This is a genomic window from Actinoplanes lutulentus (assembly GCF_003259845.1).
GTDB lineage: Bacteria > Actinomycetota > Actinomycetes > Mycobacteriales > Micromonosporaceae > Actinoplanes > Actinoplanes lutulentus.
Genome location: NZ_QLMJ01000002.1, coordinates 552,575 through 568,348, shown reverse-complemented (window position 1 = coordinate 568,348; position 15,774 = coordinate 552,575). Strand labels below are relative to the sequence as shown.

Genomic DNA, 15,774 nt, shown 5'->3' with positions numbered 1-15,774 from the left:
CGGAAACCACGTAACCTGAAGGCGTAAAGGAGGCGACTGATGACGCGTACCGTTCCGGTCGCGCCCGCACCAGCCCTGCTCCGGGCTGTGATGGACGCCGCCACCGAGGCCGTGATTCTCTGCGCCGCCGCGGGCGACGTGGTGCTCTTCGCGAACGCGGAAGCGCTGCGCCTGCTGCCCGGCGTGAACCCCGGCGAGGACAGCCCTCTGTCCGGGGACTCGTACCGCGCCGAGCACGACGGCCGCCACGTCTACGGGATGCGGCGCCGGCTCGACGACGACCACTACGCCTGGTTCCTGCGCGACCACACCGAGGAGACCGAGCGCACCGCCGAGCTTGAGGTCGAGCGGTCCCGCACGGCCTTCCTCGCCGAGGCGGGTCGCAGGCTCTCCGCCTCACTCCATGTCCGCAGGTGTACGCGTACCACCGCCGAGCTGGCGGTGACGCACCTGGCCGACGCCGCCATGGTGGTGATGCCGCTCGACAACGGCAGGTGCGCCTGGATCCGCCTCTCCCCCGGGCACGCCGCCGAGGAGGGCACCCTCGCCGAGCGGATGCTGATCGAGGTCCCCGGCCTGCCCGAGGCGCTCGACGGCTTCCCGCCGATCCCGAGCCGCTGGCTCGACCCCGCCCAGGCGCCCGGCTGGCTCTTCCCGGCCGGCCTCGGGCCGATCGGCGCGCTGCTGGTCATCCCGCTGCCCGGCAACGCCGAACCGGCCGGCGCCCTGATCCTGGCGCGCAGCGGGCACACGGCCACGTACTCCGCCGGCGACGAGATGCTCGCCCGAGTCTTCGCGGCCCGGGCCGGCGCCGCGATCGCGGCCGCCACGCTCTATCAGGAGCAGGTGGACACCACCGCGGTCCTGCAGGCCGACCTGCTGCCGCCGGAGATCCCCCAGCCGGACGGCTTCGAGCTGGCCGCCTCCTATCAGGCCGCTCGCGACTCGCTGCGCATCGGCGGCGACTTCTACGACGTGCTCGGCCCGGTCAACGGCGGCAGCGACACGGTCATCGCGCTCGGCGACGTCTGCGGCACCGGCCCCGAGGCCGCCGTCCTGACCGGCAAGGTCCGCCAGACCCTGCGCGCGCTGCGGCTCGTCGGCATCACCCCCGAGGCGATGCTGACGGTTCTCAACCAGGCGCTGCTGCAGCCCGGCCGTCGCCGCCAGCGGTTCGTCACGCTGGTCGTCGGATCGGTGCACAGATCCGAGCACGGCCGCGTGCGACTCAGACTCGCCAGCGGCGGTCACCCTCCACCGCTGGTCCTGCGCCACGACGGTACGGTCGAAGAGGTCCCCGCCAAGGGAACACTGATCGGTGTCCTCCCGGAGATCACGGTCCGCCCCGCCACCGTCGAGCTGGCGCCCGGCGAGCTGTGCCTGCTCTACAGCGACGGCCTCACCGAGGCGCGCGGCGGCCCGAGCGGCGACGAGCAGTTCGGCGAGGAACGGCTGCACCGGCACCTGGCCGGCTGCGTGGGCATGCCCGGAGCGGTCGCGGTGGAACGGCTGCGCCAGCTCGTCTCCGACTGGGTGCACGGCGGCCCCCGCGACGACATCGCCCTGCTGGCGGTCCGCGCGCATACCCGGCCACCCCTGACCCTGCGTGGCGGCGGTGCGCGCAACGCCTCGCCGTACCTGGTCGCCGCCCAGCGTGGTGACCGGCGGGTCCGGTCTCGCCCGTGACCTCCGTGGCTACCGCCGATCTGGCGCTCGATCACTATCTGGACCTGGTCGGCGACGGTGACGAGCGCGGCGCGATCGCTCTCGCGACCACCCTGCTGGACTCCGGCGTGCCCGCACAGCGGGTGATCGTCGACGTGATCGGCGCGACCCAGCGACGCGTCGGCGAGCTCTGGGCGACAAACGAGTGGGGCGTGGCCCGCGAGCACGCCGCCACCGCGGTCAGCGAGCGCGTCCTGGCCGCCGTCGGCGCCCGGACCACCGCGCCGGCCGCCCGCGGCCGGATCACCCTGGCCTGCGTGGACGGCGAATGGCACGGGCTGCCCGCCCGGATGCTCACCGAACTGCTGCGCCTGGACGGCTGGCGGGTCGACTTCCTCGGTGCCAGCGTCCCCGGCCGGCACCTGATCACCCACCTGCACCAGACCGGCCCGGACGCGGTCGCGCTCAGCTGCATGATCCCGACCCGGCTCCCCCGGGCACACGCCGCCATCACGGCGTGCCGCGCCGCCGGCATCCCGGTGATCGCCGGCGGGGCGGGTTTCGGCCCGGACGGCCGGTACGCCGAACGCCTCGGCGCCGACGCGTGGGCGGCCACCGGCGAGGACGCGGTCGCCCGGCTGTCAGCGGACTGGCCACCGCCGTGGGTGGCCGAGCACCCCGGCACGTCCCTCGGTGATGAGGAGTACACGCATCTGGTCCGGTCGCGGCCCCGGCTCATCGCGACCGCGATGGAACGGCTGCCGGCGGCCTATCCCGGCGCCCACCACTACGACCAGGCCGAGATCGACGCGACGGCCGAGGACCTGGGCCACATCGCCGACTTCCTGGCCGCCGCGCTGTACGTCGGCGAGGAAACGATCTTCACCGACTTCGTCGGCTGGACGGCCGGGGTACTGGGAAGCCGGGGTGTGCCGGCGGGGGCGCTGCGCGTGGGGTTGCGGCTGGTCCGCGACCAGCTGGTGGACTTCCCGGAGGCGACCCGCATGATCGACTCGTCGATGGCTCGCATCGCGGCGTAATTCGTTTGCACGGGGCTCCGGGGCGGGTTTAGCGTTGCCCCATGCTGTGATGAATTCCGGTCAGTTTCCCCCGCCGAAGCTCCCTCTGCGAGCCGGCGTGTTTCCCTGAGCCTCGGCCGGGCCTTGGCTTACCTCTTTCTCCTTTGGTGAGGGGCCGCTCCATGCCTTTTTCCGTTCACATTAATCTCGACGATCTCGCCCGTGGCGAGCTTGCCGCCGCACTCGACCAGTCCTCTCCCGAGACCCCGGCGCCGGGCGCTGGGGACATCGCTCATCACGGTGCCGGCGACGCCCGCCAGGCCGCCCGGGAACGCTCCGGCCGCGACCGATCGGGCCGGGCAGCGGGTGCCGCGGGTGGGCGCAGCTACGCGTTCCGGCGCAGCTGACCGACCCGCCTGCTGCCAGCGCTGAGCACCGGCCGGTCCGGCCGGTGCTCAGCGCTGTCACGACGGCCGCGAGCCAGCGCTGACAGCGAGCTCTGACAGCCAGCGAGCTCTGACAGCCAGCGAGCGGGCGGGCAAGCCGGGGGCCGGCCTGGCGGGCGCCAGCCTCGCGGGCACCAGCATCGCGGGCACCAGCCTCGCGGGCACCAGCCTGGATCTTGTGAGTTTCTGGCTGGCGGGACGGCACAAGCTCACAAGATCCACGAACGGCCGTCGCGCAGCCTCCGTTGTCCGCGGTCGTGGCAGGCCTCAGTCACAGAGCCGCCGCGTGTCGATTTCCGGCGCGGATCACACCCCAACTCGACACGCACGGGACCACTGACAGCATGCGTGTCGAATTCGGGCGCGACTCGCACCTCAACTCGACACACTGCCGTCCGTCCCCCGCGACTCCGAACGCCCGGACGCCCACAACGCCCGGACGCCGAACACCCCGCACCGCAGCACCGCAGCACCGCAACACCGCAACATTCAGCACCGCAGCATGCGCCGCACCACCGCGCCGTGCCGTGCCGCACCACCGCACTGCGGCCACTCAATCAGCCCAGCTGGACATAAACGTCGTCGATCTGGCCGTGGTACATGTCGCCGCCGGTCTGCAGGTTCGGGCCGCCGACGCGCAGCGGCATCGCGTTGTCCACGGCCAGCGTCGCCGGGATCACCGCCCGGCCGCTCGCCACGCCGTCCACCGACACGCTCAGCCCGGTCCCGGCCCGCTCGCACACCAGCTTGTGCCAGGCGCCGTCCGCGATCGGTTTCGCCGACGTGGCGGTGAACTTCTGCCCGGTGCCCTGTGCCACCATCACGCACTGCGCCCGGCCGGCCTTGCCGCTGATCTGCATCTTCCACTGGCTGCCGGCGTTCGCGACGCCCTTCTGCATCACGTTGGCGTTGCCGGTGAGCTGCCCGGCGGCGACGCGTACCGTGGCTGCCCATTTGAAACCACGGGTGCCCGGGTCGAGGTCGGCGTCGTCGGCCGCTTCGAGCAACGCCCGCGGGCACGTGGCCGTCCCGGCCGCGCAGGCGACCGGGAACGTGGCGAACCGGCCGGCGCCGAGCGCGGTGAACGCGACCTGCCCGTTGTTGGAGCCGCGCACCGTCAGCGGCCCGCCCCGGCCGGACAGATCACTGACCCGCCCCTCGGTGGCCCCACCGTCGAAGTTGTAGCGCGCGACGAGACCCGGCGCCGGAACTTCAGAAGGCAACGAAGGCGCAGCGGCGGCCGGTGCCGCCAGAGCCGGGACGGCGAGGAGAGCGAAAATCGAGTACTTGAGGATCCTCATGGAAAGAAGATCGCTCATTCACCCCACAACTGGTCAAAACACCCAGCGAAAGTCGACCGTATGGGGTCGCCGGTTCAGAGGAGGCCCGCCTCCACGGCGAGCAGACAGACACCGAGGAGCCGCTGCAGCGTCCACTCGGCGCCCACCCATCCGGCGGCCGTCATCGGCGCCTCGCCGACGGCCGGGATCGTGCGTCCCATCCGGACGGCACCGGCCGTGATGGCCCGTGCGTACGACGCCAGACCCTCGGCGTCGAGCTCCCGGCCGGCGTCGGCGAGCGCGTCCCGAACCGCGGCGGCGTGCTGGTCGACGCGGGCCAGCAGAGCGGGCGAGGCGAACGCGGCGGCCAGACCGTCGACACCGATCCGGGCCATCATCTCGTCGAGGTGGGCGCCGGCGGGACGGACGGCGACAGCGGCGGCGATCGGGGCGATGGCGAGGTTCTCGTTCGTCATGCGGAAGACGCTAAAGCCCGGCGACCAGCCTGAACAGGGGGGTAACCGAACGGCACCCCGCACGCACCGACCCTGCTAGAGAGGCAGCGCGTCCATCGCCTTGTAGATCCTTTTGTCCGAAATCGGATAGGCGGTCCCGAGCGTCTGCGCGAAGAAGTTGACCCGCAACTCCTCGATCATCCACCGGATCTCGCGCAGGCCCTCCTCGGCCGGACCACCCTTCGGCGCCTCGGCGCGCAGCTCCCGGAACTCCGCCTCGATCTCGTGGATCTGCGTGGTCAGCTGCCGGTCGCGGCCGAGACCACCACCGAGCCGGTCCAGGCGGTAGACGATCCCGCGCAGGTACCGCGGCATGTGGTGCAGCTGCCGCCATCCCGTCTCGGTCACGAACCCCTGATGGACCAGGCCCTTCAGCTGCTGACGGATGTCGGCGAGCGCAGGCAGCAGGGTGGGGTCGCGCAGGACGCGTACCCGCTGCTCGACGTCGTAGGCCGTGGCGAGGACCGCCTGCACCTGGGTGACCACGTTCGCCACGGCGTCGACCAGGTCCTGACGGACATGGTCACGCAGCGACGCGAACTCGACGGACGACCAGACCGGGCCACCGTTGTCGGCGACGAGCCGGTCGACCGCCGCTCCCGTACAGTCGTCGAGAAGGTCGGAGATTGACCGATAGGGATTACCCCGGGACAGCTCCAGCTTGGCCTTGTTGTCGAGCCGGCCCTGCAGGAAACGAGCAGCAGGGGGCAGCGTGAGCATCAGCAGCCGGCGGGTGCCGGCGACCATGGCGGTGCGCTGTTCCGGCTCGGTCTCGAACACCTTCACCGCCACCGACGTGCCCTCGTCGACGAGCGCGGGCCAGACGTTGACCTCGTACCCGCCGCGTACCTGGACGACCTTGCGCGGCAGCGCGCCGAAGTCGTTCGTGGTGATGCCGCGGCGTTCCAGGTTGCCGGCCGCGCGGGAGATGGTGGCCTGCACCTTCGGCGCGAGCTGACGGCGCAGCACGTCGAGGTCACGGCCCTCGGCGACCACCTCGCCCGCCTCGTTGACCACCCGGAAGTTCATCCGCAGATGCTCGGGAACCTGGTCGGGACGCCACGCGTCCGCCGGGACCAGGGTGCCGTTGAGCCGGCGCAACTCGGCGCCGATGGCGTCGGGCAGCGGCCCGCGGCGCGGCGGCACCCGGTCGATCACGGCCTCGGCCCAGTCCGGCACCGGGACGAACGCGGTGCGCAGGTGTTTCGGCAGCGCCCGGATCAGCGCGATCACCACGTCCTTGCGGAAGCCCGGCACCGACCAGCCGAAGTCCTCCGCGTCGACCTTGTTGATCAGATCGAGCGGCATCCGGACCGTCACACCGTCGGCGTGCGAGTCGGGATTGAATTCGTAATAGAGCGGGAGTTTCACGCCGCTCGCCAGCCAGGCGTCCGGGAACGCGTTCGGGTCGACCGTGTCGCGTCCCGCGTTGACGACGTCTTCCCGGGTGAAGGTGAGCAGTTCCGGCGACTCGACACGGGCTTTCTTCCACCAGCCGTCGAAATGCCGCGAGGACACCACCTCGGCCGGGATCCGCGCGTCGTACAGCGCGTACACCGTTTCGTCGTCGACCGCGATATCCCGCCGGCGGGCCCGGTTCTCGATATCGGTGATCTGTTTGAGCAGCCGCAGGTTCTCACCGTAGAACTTGTGGTGGGTCTCCCAGTCACCCTCGACGAGCGCGTGCCGGATGAACAATTCCCGGGAGACGATCGGGTCGACTTTGCTGTAACCGACACGGCGGCGCGGGACGATCGCGAGACCATAAAGGGTCACCTTCTCGAAAGCCATCACCGCGCCCATCTTGCGGTCCCAGTGCGGCTCCGAGTAACTACGTTTGACCAGGTGCGGAGCGAGTTTCTCGGCCCATTCCGGCTCGATCCGGGCGTTCACCCGGCCCCAGAGCCGGCTCGTCTCGACCAGCTCGGCGGACATCACCCAGCGCGGCTGTTTCTTGAACAGCGCCGACCCCGGGAAGATGGCGAACTTGGCGCCACGGGCACCCAGATATTCCCGCTTGTCGGAATCCTTGAATCCGATATGGCTGAGAAGACCCGCGAGCAGGGCGGTGTGCACCGGTTGCGGCGCGACTCCCGCTTCCCAGTCCTCCTTCAAGGACAATCCCAGGGTACGCGCGACCTGCTTCAGCTGCGAGTAGATGTCCTGCCATTCCCGTACCCGGAGGTAGTTGAGGAATTCGCTGCGGCAGAGCCGGCGGAACTGATTGCCGGAGAGCTCCTGTTGTTTCTCGCGCAGATAGCGCCACAGATTGAGATAGCTGAAGAAGTCCGATTCCTTGTCGACGAACCGGGCGTGCCGCTCGTCGGCCTGCTGCTGTTTCTCGGCGGGACGCTCGCGCGGGTCCTGGATCGACAGGGCGGCCGCGATCACCATGACCTCGGCGAGACACTCCTGCCGGTCCGCCTCGATGACCATGCGGGCCAGCCGCGGGTCGACCGGCAGCTGGGCGAGCTGGCGGCCCATCGGGGTGAGCTTGCGGTCGTCGAGCGCGCCCAGCTCCTCGAGCAGCTTCACGCCGTCGGTGATGTTGCGCCGGTCCGGCGGGTCGATGAACGGGAACTTGGCGAGGTCACCGAGGCCCAGGTTGGTCATCTGCAGGATGACGCTGGCCAGGTTGGTCCGCAGGATCTCCGGTTCGGTGAACTCGGTGCGCTGCTCGAAGTCCTCCTCCGAGTAGAGCCGGATGCAGATGCCGTCCGACGTACGCCCACAGCGGCCCTTGCGCTGGTTAGCCGACGCTTGGGAGACCGCCTCGATCGGCAGCCGCTGCACCTTGAGCCGGTGCGAGTACCTGCTGATCCGGGCGGTGCCCGGGTCGATCACGTAGCGGATACCCGGGACCGTCAGCGACGTCTCGGCCACGTTGGTGGCGAGCACGACGCGCCGTCCGGTGTGCCGTTCGAAGACCTTGTGCTGCTCGGCCGCGGAGAGCCGGCCGTACAGCGGGACGATCTCGGTGTTGCGCAGGTCCCGCTTGTTCAGCGCGTCGGCGGTGTCCCGGATCTCCCGCTCGCCGGAGAGGAAGACCAGGATGTCGCCGTCACTCTCCCGGCCCAGCTCGTCGACGGCGTCGGCGATGCCGTCGATCTGGTCCTGCGGTTCCTCGGTCTCATCCTCGGTCACGATGACCAGCGGGCGGTACCGGACCTCGACCGGGAAGGTCCGACCGGACACCTCGATCACCGGGGCGGGCTTGCCGTCCGCGTCCGCGAAGTGCTCGGCGAACCGAGCGGTCTCGATCGTCGCCGACGTGATGATCAGCTTGAGGTCGGGCCGTTTCGGCAGCAGCTCACGCAGGTAACCCAGGATGAAGTCGATGTTGAGGCTGCGCTCGTGCGCCTCGTCGATGATGAGCGTGTCGTACCGCCGCAGCATCCGGTCGGTCTGGATCTCGGCCAGCAGGATGCCGTCGGTCATCACCTTGATCATGGTGTCGTCGCTCACCTGGTCGGTGAAACGCACCTTGTAACCGACGGTCGAGCCGAGCGGCCGGTCCAGTTCCTCGGCGATCCGCTCGGCCACCGTGCGGGCCGCGATCCGCCGGGGCTGGGTGTGCCCGATCTGCCCGCGCACGCCACGGCCCAGCTCCATGCAGATCTTGGGGATCTGGGTGGTCTTGCCGGAGCCGGTCTCACCGGCGACGACCACGACCTGGTGGTCCCGGATCGCCGCGGCGATGTCGTCCTTGCGGGCACTGACGGGCAGCGCCTCCGGGTACCTGACCTGCGGAATCGTGGCGAGACGGCTTTCCAGGCGCCGCTGGGCCTGCTCCACCTCGGCAGCGATCTCGGTGAGCGCGGCGGAGCGGGCGGCATCGTCACGGATGCGCCTCGTCCCCTCCAGCCGGCGCTGCAGGCGGCGTTCGTCGCGGGGAAGGAGCGCGGAGATCCGGTTACGCAGCTCTGAAACAGCTGGTGCGGCAGGCGAAATCGACATGGCGCAGCAAGAATAGGCGGAAGACGCTGGAAACGCCTCGTGATTAACGACGCGTTCAGGTGCCGGCCTGGACCTGCGGCGGGTTCGCGTCGAGCCACTGATCGATGGTGTCGCCGGCGAGCGCCGCGAACATCGACGCCGAGGCCTCCGCGTCGAGCTGCACCGCGGTGCCGGCCGAGGTGTCCAGGTCCGCCCGCGAGTACGGCACGGTCCGGAAATCGATGTCGCCGGGCCGGATGCCGCGTACCGCGAATGCCAGATCCCGCAGGTCCAGCTTGTCGTCGACGGTGAGCGCGCCGGCCGTGACGCCGAGCAGGCTGTCCAGTTCCAGGGGGTTGGTGAGTGTGCCGCTCGACGAGACCTTCGAGATCAGCGACTTCACCACGAGCTGCTGGTTGTGCATCCGGCCGAAGTCGCCGCCGATCACGCCGTGCCGCTGGCGGACGAACTCCAGGGCGGTCGCGCCGTCCATGTCGTGACAGCCCGGCTCCCAGACCTTGCCGGTGTCCAGCGCGCGCACCCGGTACTCGATGCACACGTTGATCCCGCCGACCGCGTCGACCATCTCCCGGATGCTGCCGAAGTCGGCGACCATGGCGCCGTCCAGGGTGACCCCGGTCAGCTTCTGTACGGTCTCGGCCGTCAGCGGCGTCCCACCGAACGCGAACGCAGAGTTGATCTTGTTTTTGCCGCCGTTCCAGCTCCCGCCGGGCGGCACCTCGACGTAACTGTCCCGGGGGATCGAGATGAACACGGCCCGGTCCCGGTTCTTGGAGATGTGCAGGACCATGATCGTGTCCGACCGCTCACCGATCGGGCTGACCCCGCTGGTCACCTCCTCGGCCCGCGAGTCGGAGCCGAGCAGCAGCAGGTTGAGCGGCCCCGACGCCCAGTTCTCCTCGGTCTTCTTGGCGTCCTCGGCCGACAGCGACGGCATCAGCGGGGCGCGATCGACCTTGTCCTCGTACCGGTGGTAGAGGTAGAAACCGCCACCGGTGAGCCCGCCGGCGATCACCAGGACCAGCGCCGACAGAACGATCAACGCCTTCTTCCAGCCGGCCAGCCTGCCGAAGGCCGCGAACCGGCCGCTCTTCACCACCGGCGCAAGATCGCTCTCTGAATCCACCATGACACCCAACCCAAGGGGTGAGCGAAGGTCATCAACCTTTCAGGTGGAACTGGTCAAGAAGCGGGGGAATCCGCCGTTTCCCGGCCCGGCCCTGGCTCGGTATCCCCACCGAGCAGCCAATCGACGGAGGTGTGCCGTGATCGTAGTCGCGGAGGATCACGAGGACATCCGGTACGTCCTCAAGCGTTCCCTGGAACGTGCCGGGCACCGGGTGGTGGCCGCCGCCGACGGCGCCGAGGCGCTGGAGGCGATCCGGGAGCATCGGCCGGATCTCGTCGTCACCGACGTGGACATGCCGCACATGACCGGCCTCGACCTCTGCCGGGCGATCCGGGCGGACGACGACCTGCGGCACATTCCGGTCGTGGTCGCCAGCGGGTCGCTGATGCCCGGCGACGGGCGGGCCGAGGAGGCCGGCGCCTCGGCGACCCTGCTGAAACCGTTCGTCCCGGCCCAGCTCATCGCGCTGATCGCGACCCTGCTCCCACAGATGTAGAGCGGATCTAGTCCTGCCGCTGCCGCTCCTGGCGGGGCGCGCGCAGCGGCTGCTCCTCGACCGGCGGTTGCACACCGAGGCCGGGCAGGTGCGCGGCCTCCATGATCGCGGCCCGCTCGGCGAGCGCCCGCTCCAGCGCGGCGCGGACAGCCTCGTCGTCCGGCGACTCAGGGGACGTATCAGGCACAGCGATCTCCAAGGGCGAGGAAGAGGGAGCAGCGGGCAGGGTGAAGAAGAACCGGGAGCCACCGCCCGGATTGTCGGCGACGCCGATCTCGCCGCCGTGCCGTTCCACGATCCGGCGGCAGATCGCCAGGCCGAGACCGGTGCCGGCATATCCGGCGGCCTCCTCGGTACGGTGAAACGACTCGAAGACCCGAGGCTTGTCCGAGTCCGGGATGCCGATCCCGCCGTCGGCCACCTCGATCCGGGCCCAGCCGTCCGCGGTGAGGCACCCGGTCACGTCGATGCGGGGCGGCACACCCGGCCGGACGTACTTCACCGCGTTGCCGACCAGGTTGTCGACCACGTGCCGGACCATCCCCGGGTCGGCGGTCACCAGCGGCAGCGGACCGGCCGACCAGGCCGCCTCCTGATGGGTGAGCCGTTCCTCGATCACCTCGCGGACCAGCGGCGCCAGGTCGACGGCCCGCAGCTTCAGCGGCGCGTTACGGGCGGTGGTGTACGCCAGAAGCGTCTCCACCATCGCGTCCATCCGATCGGTGGTCGCCACGATGCGTACCAGGCTCGCGCGGGCCGGACTGTCGGCCGGCACGTCGTCCAGGGCGAGTTCGGCGTGCCCGCGGGCGATGGCCAGCGGCGCTTTCAGGTCGTGCGCCACGACACCGGCGAAGACCTGCAGGTCGGACTCGTACCGTCGCAGTTCGGTGATGTCGCGGAAGACCGCGACCGCGCCGCGCTGGCCGGCGCTCGGGTCGAGCGGGCGTCCGTCGACGCTGAGCAGCACGCCGTCGGGCCGCTGCGGGTTGCGGATGACGATCTCCACGCCGTCGCACGACTCGCCGTGCAGCGCCCTGATCAGCGGCATCTCCTCGACCGGCAGCGGGGTGCTCCCGTCGGTCCGGAACACGCCGTAGTGCTGCTGCCACTCGCCGGGGGTGTCGTTGGAGTCCGGGATGCCCATCAGCCGTTTGCCGGCCGGGTTCTCCATCAGGACCCGGCCGGTCTCGTCGACCACGCTCACCCCGTCGCTGATGCTGTTGAGCACCGCGCCGAGCAGGCCGGCCTGCCGGCGGCTCTCCGCCTCGGCCTCGCGCAGCTCCCCGGTGGCGATCAGGACCTGATCCCGGGCCCGGGCCCGGCCGGTGGCGAGCGCCCAGACGAGCCAGGCCAGCAGCGAGGTGAGCACCACCCCACCGCCGAGGACAAGCTCCGGCAGATGACCACCGGCGCCCGGCAGGCGCGCCGAGTCGGCCTGGGTGGTCAGCACCCAGGACCGGTCACCGACCTCGAAGGAGGAGTGCCGGGTGAGGTCGGGCTCGCCCTGCACGGACCAGTCAGCGATGGTCACCGTGGTGCCGTCGCTGTCGGTGGCCTCCAGACTGCCGAAGAGCTGGCCCTGGCTGATCGTGTCGAGCACGCCGGAGAGGAAGGTCCGCCCGCGCAGCCCCAGCACCACCCAGCCCTTGAAGACGGGTGTGTTGGCGCGCGACCACAGCGGCGCGACGAAGACGAACGACTGCTGCTGCGACGAGGCGGGATTGTCCCGGTCGCGCAGCAGGATGTACGTGTCGGAGACCGCCGTGGCATGGATCCGCCGCGACTCGTCCAGCGCGTTCTTCAGCTCCGGCGCGCTGGTGAGGTCCATCCCGCCGGTCGACGACTCGCCGTCGGCGAGCGGCCTCGTGAAGATCGGGAAGTAGTGTTCCGGCCCGGAGCCCTTCGGCGCCAGGGTGAGCCCTTCGGCGCCCCGTCCCCGCCAGAAACGCTGAACCTCGGCGACCTGGTTGTCGGCGGCCGGCACCACGTACGCCAGAGCGGCCGCCCCGATCAGCTTGGCATCGTCCAGCGGTTCGGTGCCGACGTCGAAGTCCTCCCAGGTGAGCACGGTCTGCGCGGCGACACCGGCGGCCGTCGCCTCGAGCAGCGAGCGGTATCGCCCGATCTCGGTCTCCACCGCGGCGAGAGCCATGGCGTGCCGCTGGTCCATCACCCGCTCGGCCTTGTCCTGCTGTGCCGCCTGGAGCCCGGCCGCCACCAGCACGGTGACCAGAAGTCCCGTGAGCAGCACCCCGGCGGCGAGGAGTCCGCCACCTATTCGTCGCCCCACCATAAAGAGCGTAAGACGCAAATCGCCCCCGTCGGCCAGGTTCGGCCAACGGGGGCGCAGGGGTTGCCTACTTCCAGGTGTCGTACTGGTAGAGGCCGTAGGTCGCCATGATTCCGGTGACCTTCGGGACGTACTTCGGGTCGGTCGCGTACCCGGCCTTCCAGACCTGTTCGATGAACTTGTCAGCGTTCTTGGTGTAGGCGAACGCCGGGGCGTACCGCTTGTTGGCCTTCAGGAAGTGGCCGTGGTCGCGGAACGACCGGGCCATCGAGGAGTAGGTGCGGAACGCGTCGTTGATCTCGAAGCACTTGCCGGCCTTGGTGCACTCGGTCGTCTTGTAGACATGACAACCGGAGGCGTGCGGGCCGTAGGCGCCGTTCTGGCACTTGATGCCGAAGTAGTTCTTGTCGACCGCCGACAGCCCGCTGCGTCCCCAGCCGGACTCGAGGATGGCCTGGGCGATGGTCACCGACGGCGGCACGCCGTAATCGCGCCAGCCCTGCTGGGCGCCGGGCACCGCGGCCTTGATGAACTGCTCGGGCGTCAGGACGGGCGCGACCGGCGTCGTGGGCGCGCTCGGCGCCGCGGCGCACGCTTTCACGGTTCCGGAGAGCATGTACGCGTGAGCGACGTACCGCCCGTCGGCCAGCCGGTCCCACTGTGCCGTGGTCCGCACGGTGCCGGCGACCGAGCTGCCCTGAACAGCACAGTCGATCTTCACGATGGTGTTGTTCGCGAGGGTGCCGGCCACCGCGCTGGACGTGTACGGCCCGGTCCGGGTGTTGACCGCGCCGTCGGTGGTGCGGACCGTGCCGGTCACGTACACCGGGGTGGTCTTGGCGGGCGCCGCGCAGGCCGGGATCTTCGCGCTGGTCCGCACGTACCCGTGTGAGATGTAGGCGCCGCTGGTGAGCCGGTCCCAGACCTTGGTGGTGCGGACCTTGCCGCTCACCGTCGGGCCGTTCACCGCGCAGGCGATCGACACCTTCGTGCCGTCCTTGACCGTACCGACGACCTTCGAGGCCGTGGAGGGCGCCGAGCGGATCTTCAAGTCGCCGCTGACGTCGATGGTGGCCGAGAGTCCGGCCGCGTAAGCCGTGCCGGGTGACATGCCCAGCCCGCCCCCGGCGGCAAGCACCAGCGCGGCGCCGGTGAGCAGTCGTCGGGTCGTGTGCCTCATTGGAACGTCTCCTTCATAGCGGGCGGCGTCCGTTAGAAGGTCGCGGGCGGGCGTTGCGCGCGGGGAGCCCGTCCGGGTGCGTCTGGGTTGCCACTCCGGAGGACCGGCGTCCGATGTGGCCGAGGTGACAGAAGTGGCAGGGGACATGTGTCCCTGGTGTGCTTGAGAATTCCTGTCACGGGGAAAGCCGTGACGGCATCACCCGCCGCACTTGGAGGTCGAGTTGACGACCGTTGCTTCGAAGCCGGCCCGGTCCGCCGGAAACAGCGCCGTGCCTGCACGGAGTTTCTGGCACACGGTGTCGCCGCTGCTGGTCAGCGTCCTGGCGGCGGGCGGTGTCGCGGCCATGTACTACGTGTTCGTCCGGACCTCGCTCGGGCAGTTGGTCGACACCACCGCGATGTCCGGCGGCGACGTGAACCACCCGCAGGTGATCGAGGTACTCAGCAAGGCCCTGAACTACACCCACCTGACGCTGCTCGGCCTGGTCTGCGTCCTGGCCGCCGGGCTCGGCGTGGTCCAGCGCCGGTTCGACCTGGCGATCGGCGCGGCCTTCGTGGTCGGCGCGGCGAATCTCGCGACGCAGCTGCTCAAGTCCCGCCTGCCCCGGCCGGACCTGGACGGCACCGCGATGATGAACTCGTTCCCCAGCGGGCACGTCACCGCCGCCGCGTCGGTCGCGTTCGTGCTGGTGCTGGTCTTCCCGCGGGCGCTGCGCGGCACGATCGGGCTGATCGGTGCCGTCTACGTCACGGTCGTCGCGGTCGCCACGGTCTGGGCGGAGTGGCACCGGCCCAGCGACACCATCGCCGCCCTGCTGATCGTCCTGGCCTGCGGCGGGCTCGTCGTCTGGGGCGTACGCCTGCGGCGGCGCGGCGCCACCCGCCCGCTGCACCTGCCGAACATGCTGGTGATGGGAATCCTCGCGGTGACCAGCGCGGTGACCGCGGCCGCCGGTCTGATCGGCCTTCTCGCCGTGGCACTGACCGAGCGCGGCTCCCCCGAGTTCGTCTCCGGACAGTTCGCGTTCTCCACCGGCAGCGCGGGCATCGTGGCCTGCGTCGCCGGCACGTTCATCATCTGGGTACGGCTCACGGCGGACGAACCGCCGTCGAGCCGGCCCGTTCCGGGAGGCAAGAAGAAATGACCAGTCCTTCGACCGAACCCACCACGCCGATCCCGGCGGGCACCCCGGCGGCCGCCACGCCGTCGGTGGCGACCCCGGTGGCGGCTTCCCCCACCGGTCCCGGCGCGGTCCCGCCCGGCCCGGCCGGCGTGCCCACTCTGCCCGCGCAGACCGGTCCGGCACAGGCCGCCGCGGCGGCCGGCCCGACCGTCGTGGTCGGCACCTACCCGGAGTACGCGCTCGCCCAGCAGGCGGTCGACCACCTGTCGGACAACAAGTTCCCGGTCGAGCGGGTCTCGATCGTCGGCACCGACCTGCGCCTCGTGGAGACCGTGCTGGGCCGCCTCACCACCGCGCGGGCGGCTCTCGCCGGCGCGGCGAGCGGCGCCTGGTTCGGCCTCTTCATCGGTCTGCTGTTCGGCATCTTCAGCGACGAGAGCTGGTTCGGCCTCATCCTGACCACGCTGATCATCGGTGCGATCTGGGGTGCCATCTTCGGCGCGATCGCGCACGCCGCGACCGGCGGCCGCCGCGACTTCTCGTCGCGCAGCTCGCTCCAGGCCGCCCAGTACGCGGTCCTGGCCGACGCCGACGTCGCCGACGAGGCCCGTACCCTGCTGGTCCAGCTGAACTGGCGCGCCAGCGGAGCTGAGTGACCTGCACGCGTTGAA

Annotated in this window: 12 protein-coding genes; 6 read left to right on the top strand and 6 right to left on the bottom strand. The window is 70.5% G+C overall.

The genetic code is table 11. The features are described from left to right. Positions 1-39 precede the first annotated feature (39 nt). From B0I29_RS05960 to B0I29_RS05950, 3 genes are all read left to right on the top strand, one after another. On the top strand, positions 40-1,686 hold the full coding sequence (locus tag B0I29_RS05960) for a PP2C family protein-serine/threonine phosphatase (RefSeq protein WP_111647814.1): 1,647 nt from the start codon (positions 40-42) through the stop codon (positions 1,684-1,686). Continuing rightward, positions 1,683-2,705: a cobalamin B12-binding domain-containing protein gene (locus tag B0I29_RS05955; RefSeq protein ID WP_181557704.1), complete on the top strand. Its 1,023-nt coding sequence runs from the start codon at positions 1,683-1,685 to the stop codon at positions 2,703-2,705. Before B0I29_RS05960 ends, B0I29_RS05955 begins: the two co-directional genes overlap by 4 nt. A 161-nt stretch (positions 2,706-2,866) precedes the next feature. Further along, positions 2,867-3,091 (top strand): hypothetical protein, encoded by a 225-nt coding sequence (locus B0I29_RS05950; RefSeq protein ID WP_111647813.1) that lies wholly within the window; start codon positions 2,867-2,869, stop codon positions 3,089-3,091. A gap of 596 nt (positions 3,092-3,687) precedes the next feature. Here B0I29_RS05950 and B0I29_RS05945 read toward each other — a convergent pair. The 4 genes from B0I29_RS05945 to B0I29_RS05930 form a co-directional block, all read right to left on the bottom strand. After that, positions 3,688-4,431 carry a LamG-like jellyroll fold domain-containing protein gene (locus tag B0I29_RS05945; protein WP_111647812.1) on the bottom strand — a complete coding sequence of 248 codons (744 nt, stop codon included), beginning with the start codon at positions 4,429-4,431 and terminating at the stop codon, positions 3,688-3,690. Positions 4,432-4,505: 74 nt separating this feature from the next. Then, positions 4,506-4,886, bottom strand: coding sequence for a DUF6401 family natural product biosynthesis protein (locus B0I29_RS05940; RefSeq protein ID WP_111647811.1), 381 nt, complete (start codon positions 4,884-4,886; stop codon positions 4,506-4,508). A 75-nt stretch (positions 4,887-4,961) separates the two neighbouring features. Then, positions 4,962-8,882: an ATP-dependent RNA helicase HrpA gene (gene hrpA, locus B0I29_RS05935; protein WP_111647810.1), complete on the bottom strand. Its 3,921-nt coding sequence runs from the start codon at positions 8,880-8,882 to the stop codon at positions 4,962-4,964. Positions 8,883-8,937: 55 nt separating this feature from the next. Further along, positions 8,938-10,011, bottom strand: coding sequence for an LCP family protein (locus B0I29_RS05930; protein ID WP_221402297.1), 1,074 nt, complete (start codon positions 10,009-10,011; stop codon positions 8,938-8,940). 136 nt (positions 10,012-10,147) lie between these two features. Here B0I29_RS05930 and B0I29_RS05925 point away from each other — a divergent pair, with 136 nt between their 5' ends. After that, the gene (locus B0I29_RS05925) at positions 10,148-10,507 is read left to right on the top strand and encodes a response regulator (RefSeq protein ID WP_111647809.1); all 360 of its coding nucleotides are present in this window, start codon (positions 10,148-10,150) and stop codon (positions 10,505-10,507) included. Between the two features lie 7 nt (positions 10,508-10,514). Here the strand turns inward: B0I29_RS05925 and B0I29_RS05920 are convergent, their stop codons facing one another. After that, complete coding sequence (locus B0I29_RS05920; RefSeq protein WP_245972254.1) at positions 10,515-12,797, bottom strand: ATP-binding protein; 2,283 nt, start codon at positions 12,795-12,797, stop codon at positions 10,515-10,517. Between the two features lie 67 nt (positions 12,798-12,864). Continuing rightward, positions 12,865-13,977, bottom strand: coding sequence for a sporangiospore maturation cell wall hydrolase GsmA (gene gsmA, locus B0I29_RS05915; protein WP_111647807.1), 1,113 nt, complete (start codon positions 13,975-13,977; stop codon positions 12,865-12,867). Between the two features lie 271 nt (positions 13,978-14,248). On the opposite strand from gsmA, the gene B0I29_RS05910 reads away from it, so the two are divergent. Continuing rightward, complete coding sequence (locus B0I29_RS05910; RefSeq protein WP_245972253.1) at positions 14,249-15,124, top strand: phosphatase PAP2 family protein; 876 nt, start codon at positions 14,249-14,251, stop codon at positions 15,122-15,124. Further along, a complete protein-coding gene (locus B0I29_RS05905) occupies positions 15,121-15,759 on the top strand; it encodes a general stress protein (RefSeq protein WP_221402299.1) in 639 nt (212 codons plus the stop codon). Before B0I29_RS05910 ends, B0I29_RS05905 begins: the two co-directional genes overlap by 4 nt. Positions 15,760-15,774 lie beyond the last annotated feature (15 nt).

Coding starts and splice junctions, on each gene's coding strand:
- B0I29_RS05960 (WP_111647814.1), top strand. CDS start 40: ATGACGCGTACCGTTCCGGTCGCGCCCGCACCAGCCCTGCTCCGGGCT.
- B0I29_RS05950 (WP_111647813.1), top strand. CDS start 2,867: ATGCCTTTTTCCGTTCACATTAATCTCGACGATCTCGCCCGTGGCGAG.
- B0I29_RS05945 (WP_111647812.1), bottom strand. CDS start 4,431: ATGAGGATCCTCAAGTACTCGATTTTCGCTCTCCTCGCCGTCCCGGCT.
- B0I29_RS05940 (WP_111647811.1), bottom strand. CDS start 4,886: ATGACGAACGAGAACCTCGCCATCGCCCCGATCGCCGCCGCTGTCGCC.
- hrpA (WP_111647810.1), bottom strand. CDS start 8,882: ATGTCGATTTCGCCTGCCGCACCAGCTGTTTCAGAGCTGCGTAACCGG.
- B0I29_RS05930 (WP_221402297.1), bottom strand. CDS start 10,011: ATGGTGGATTCAGAGAGCGATCTTGCGCCGGTGGTGAAGAGCGGCCGG.
- gsmA (WP_111647807.1), bottom strand. CDS start 13,977: ATGAGGCACACGACCCGACGACTGCTCACCGGCGCCGCGCTGGTGCTT.
- B0I29_RS05905 (WP_221402299.1), top strand. CDS start 15,121: ATGACCAGTCCTTCGACCGAACCCACCACGCCGATCCCGGCGGGCACC.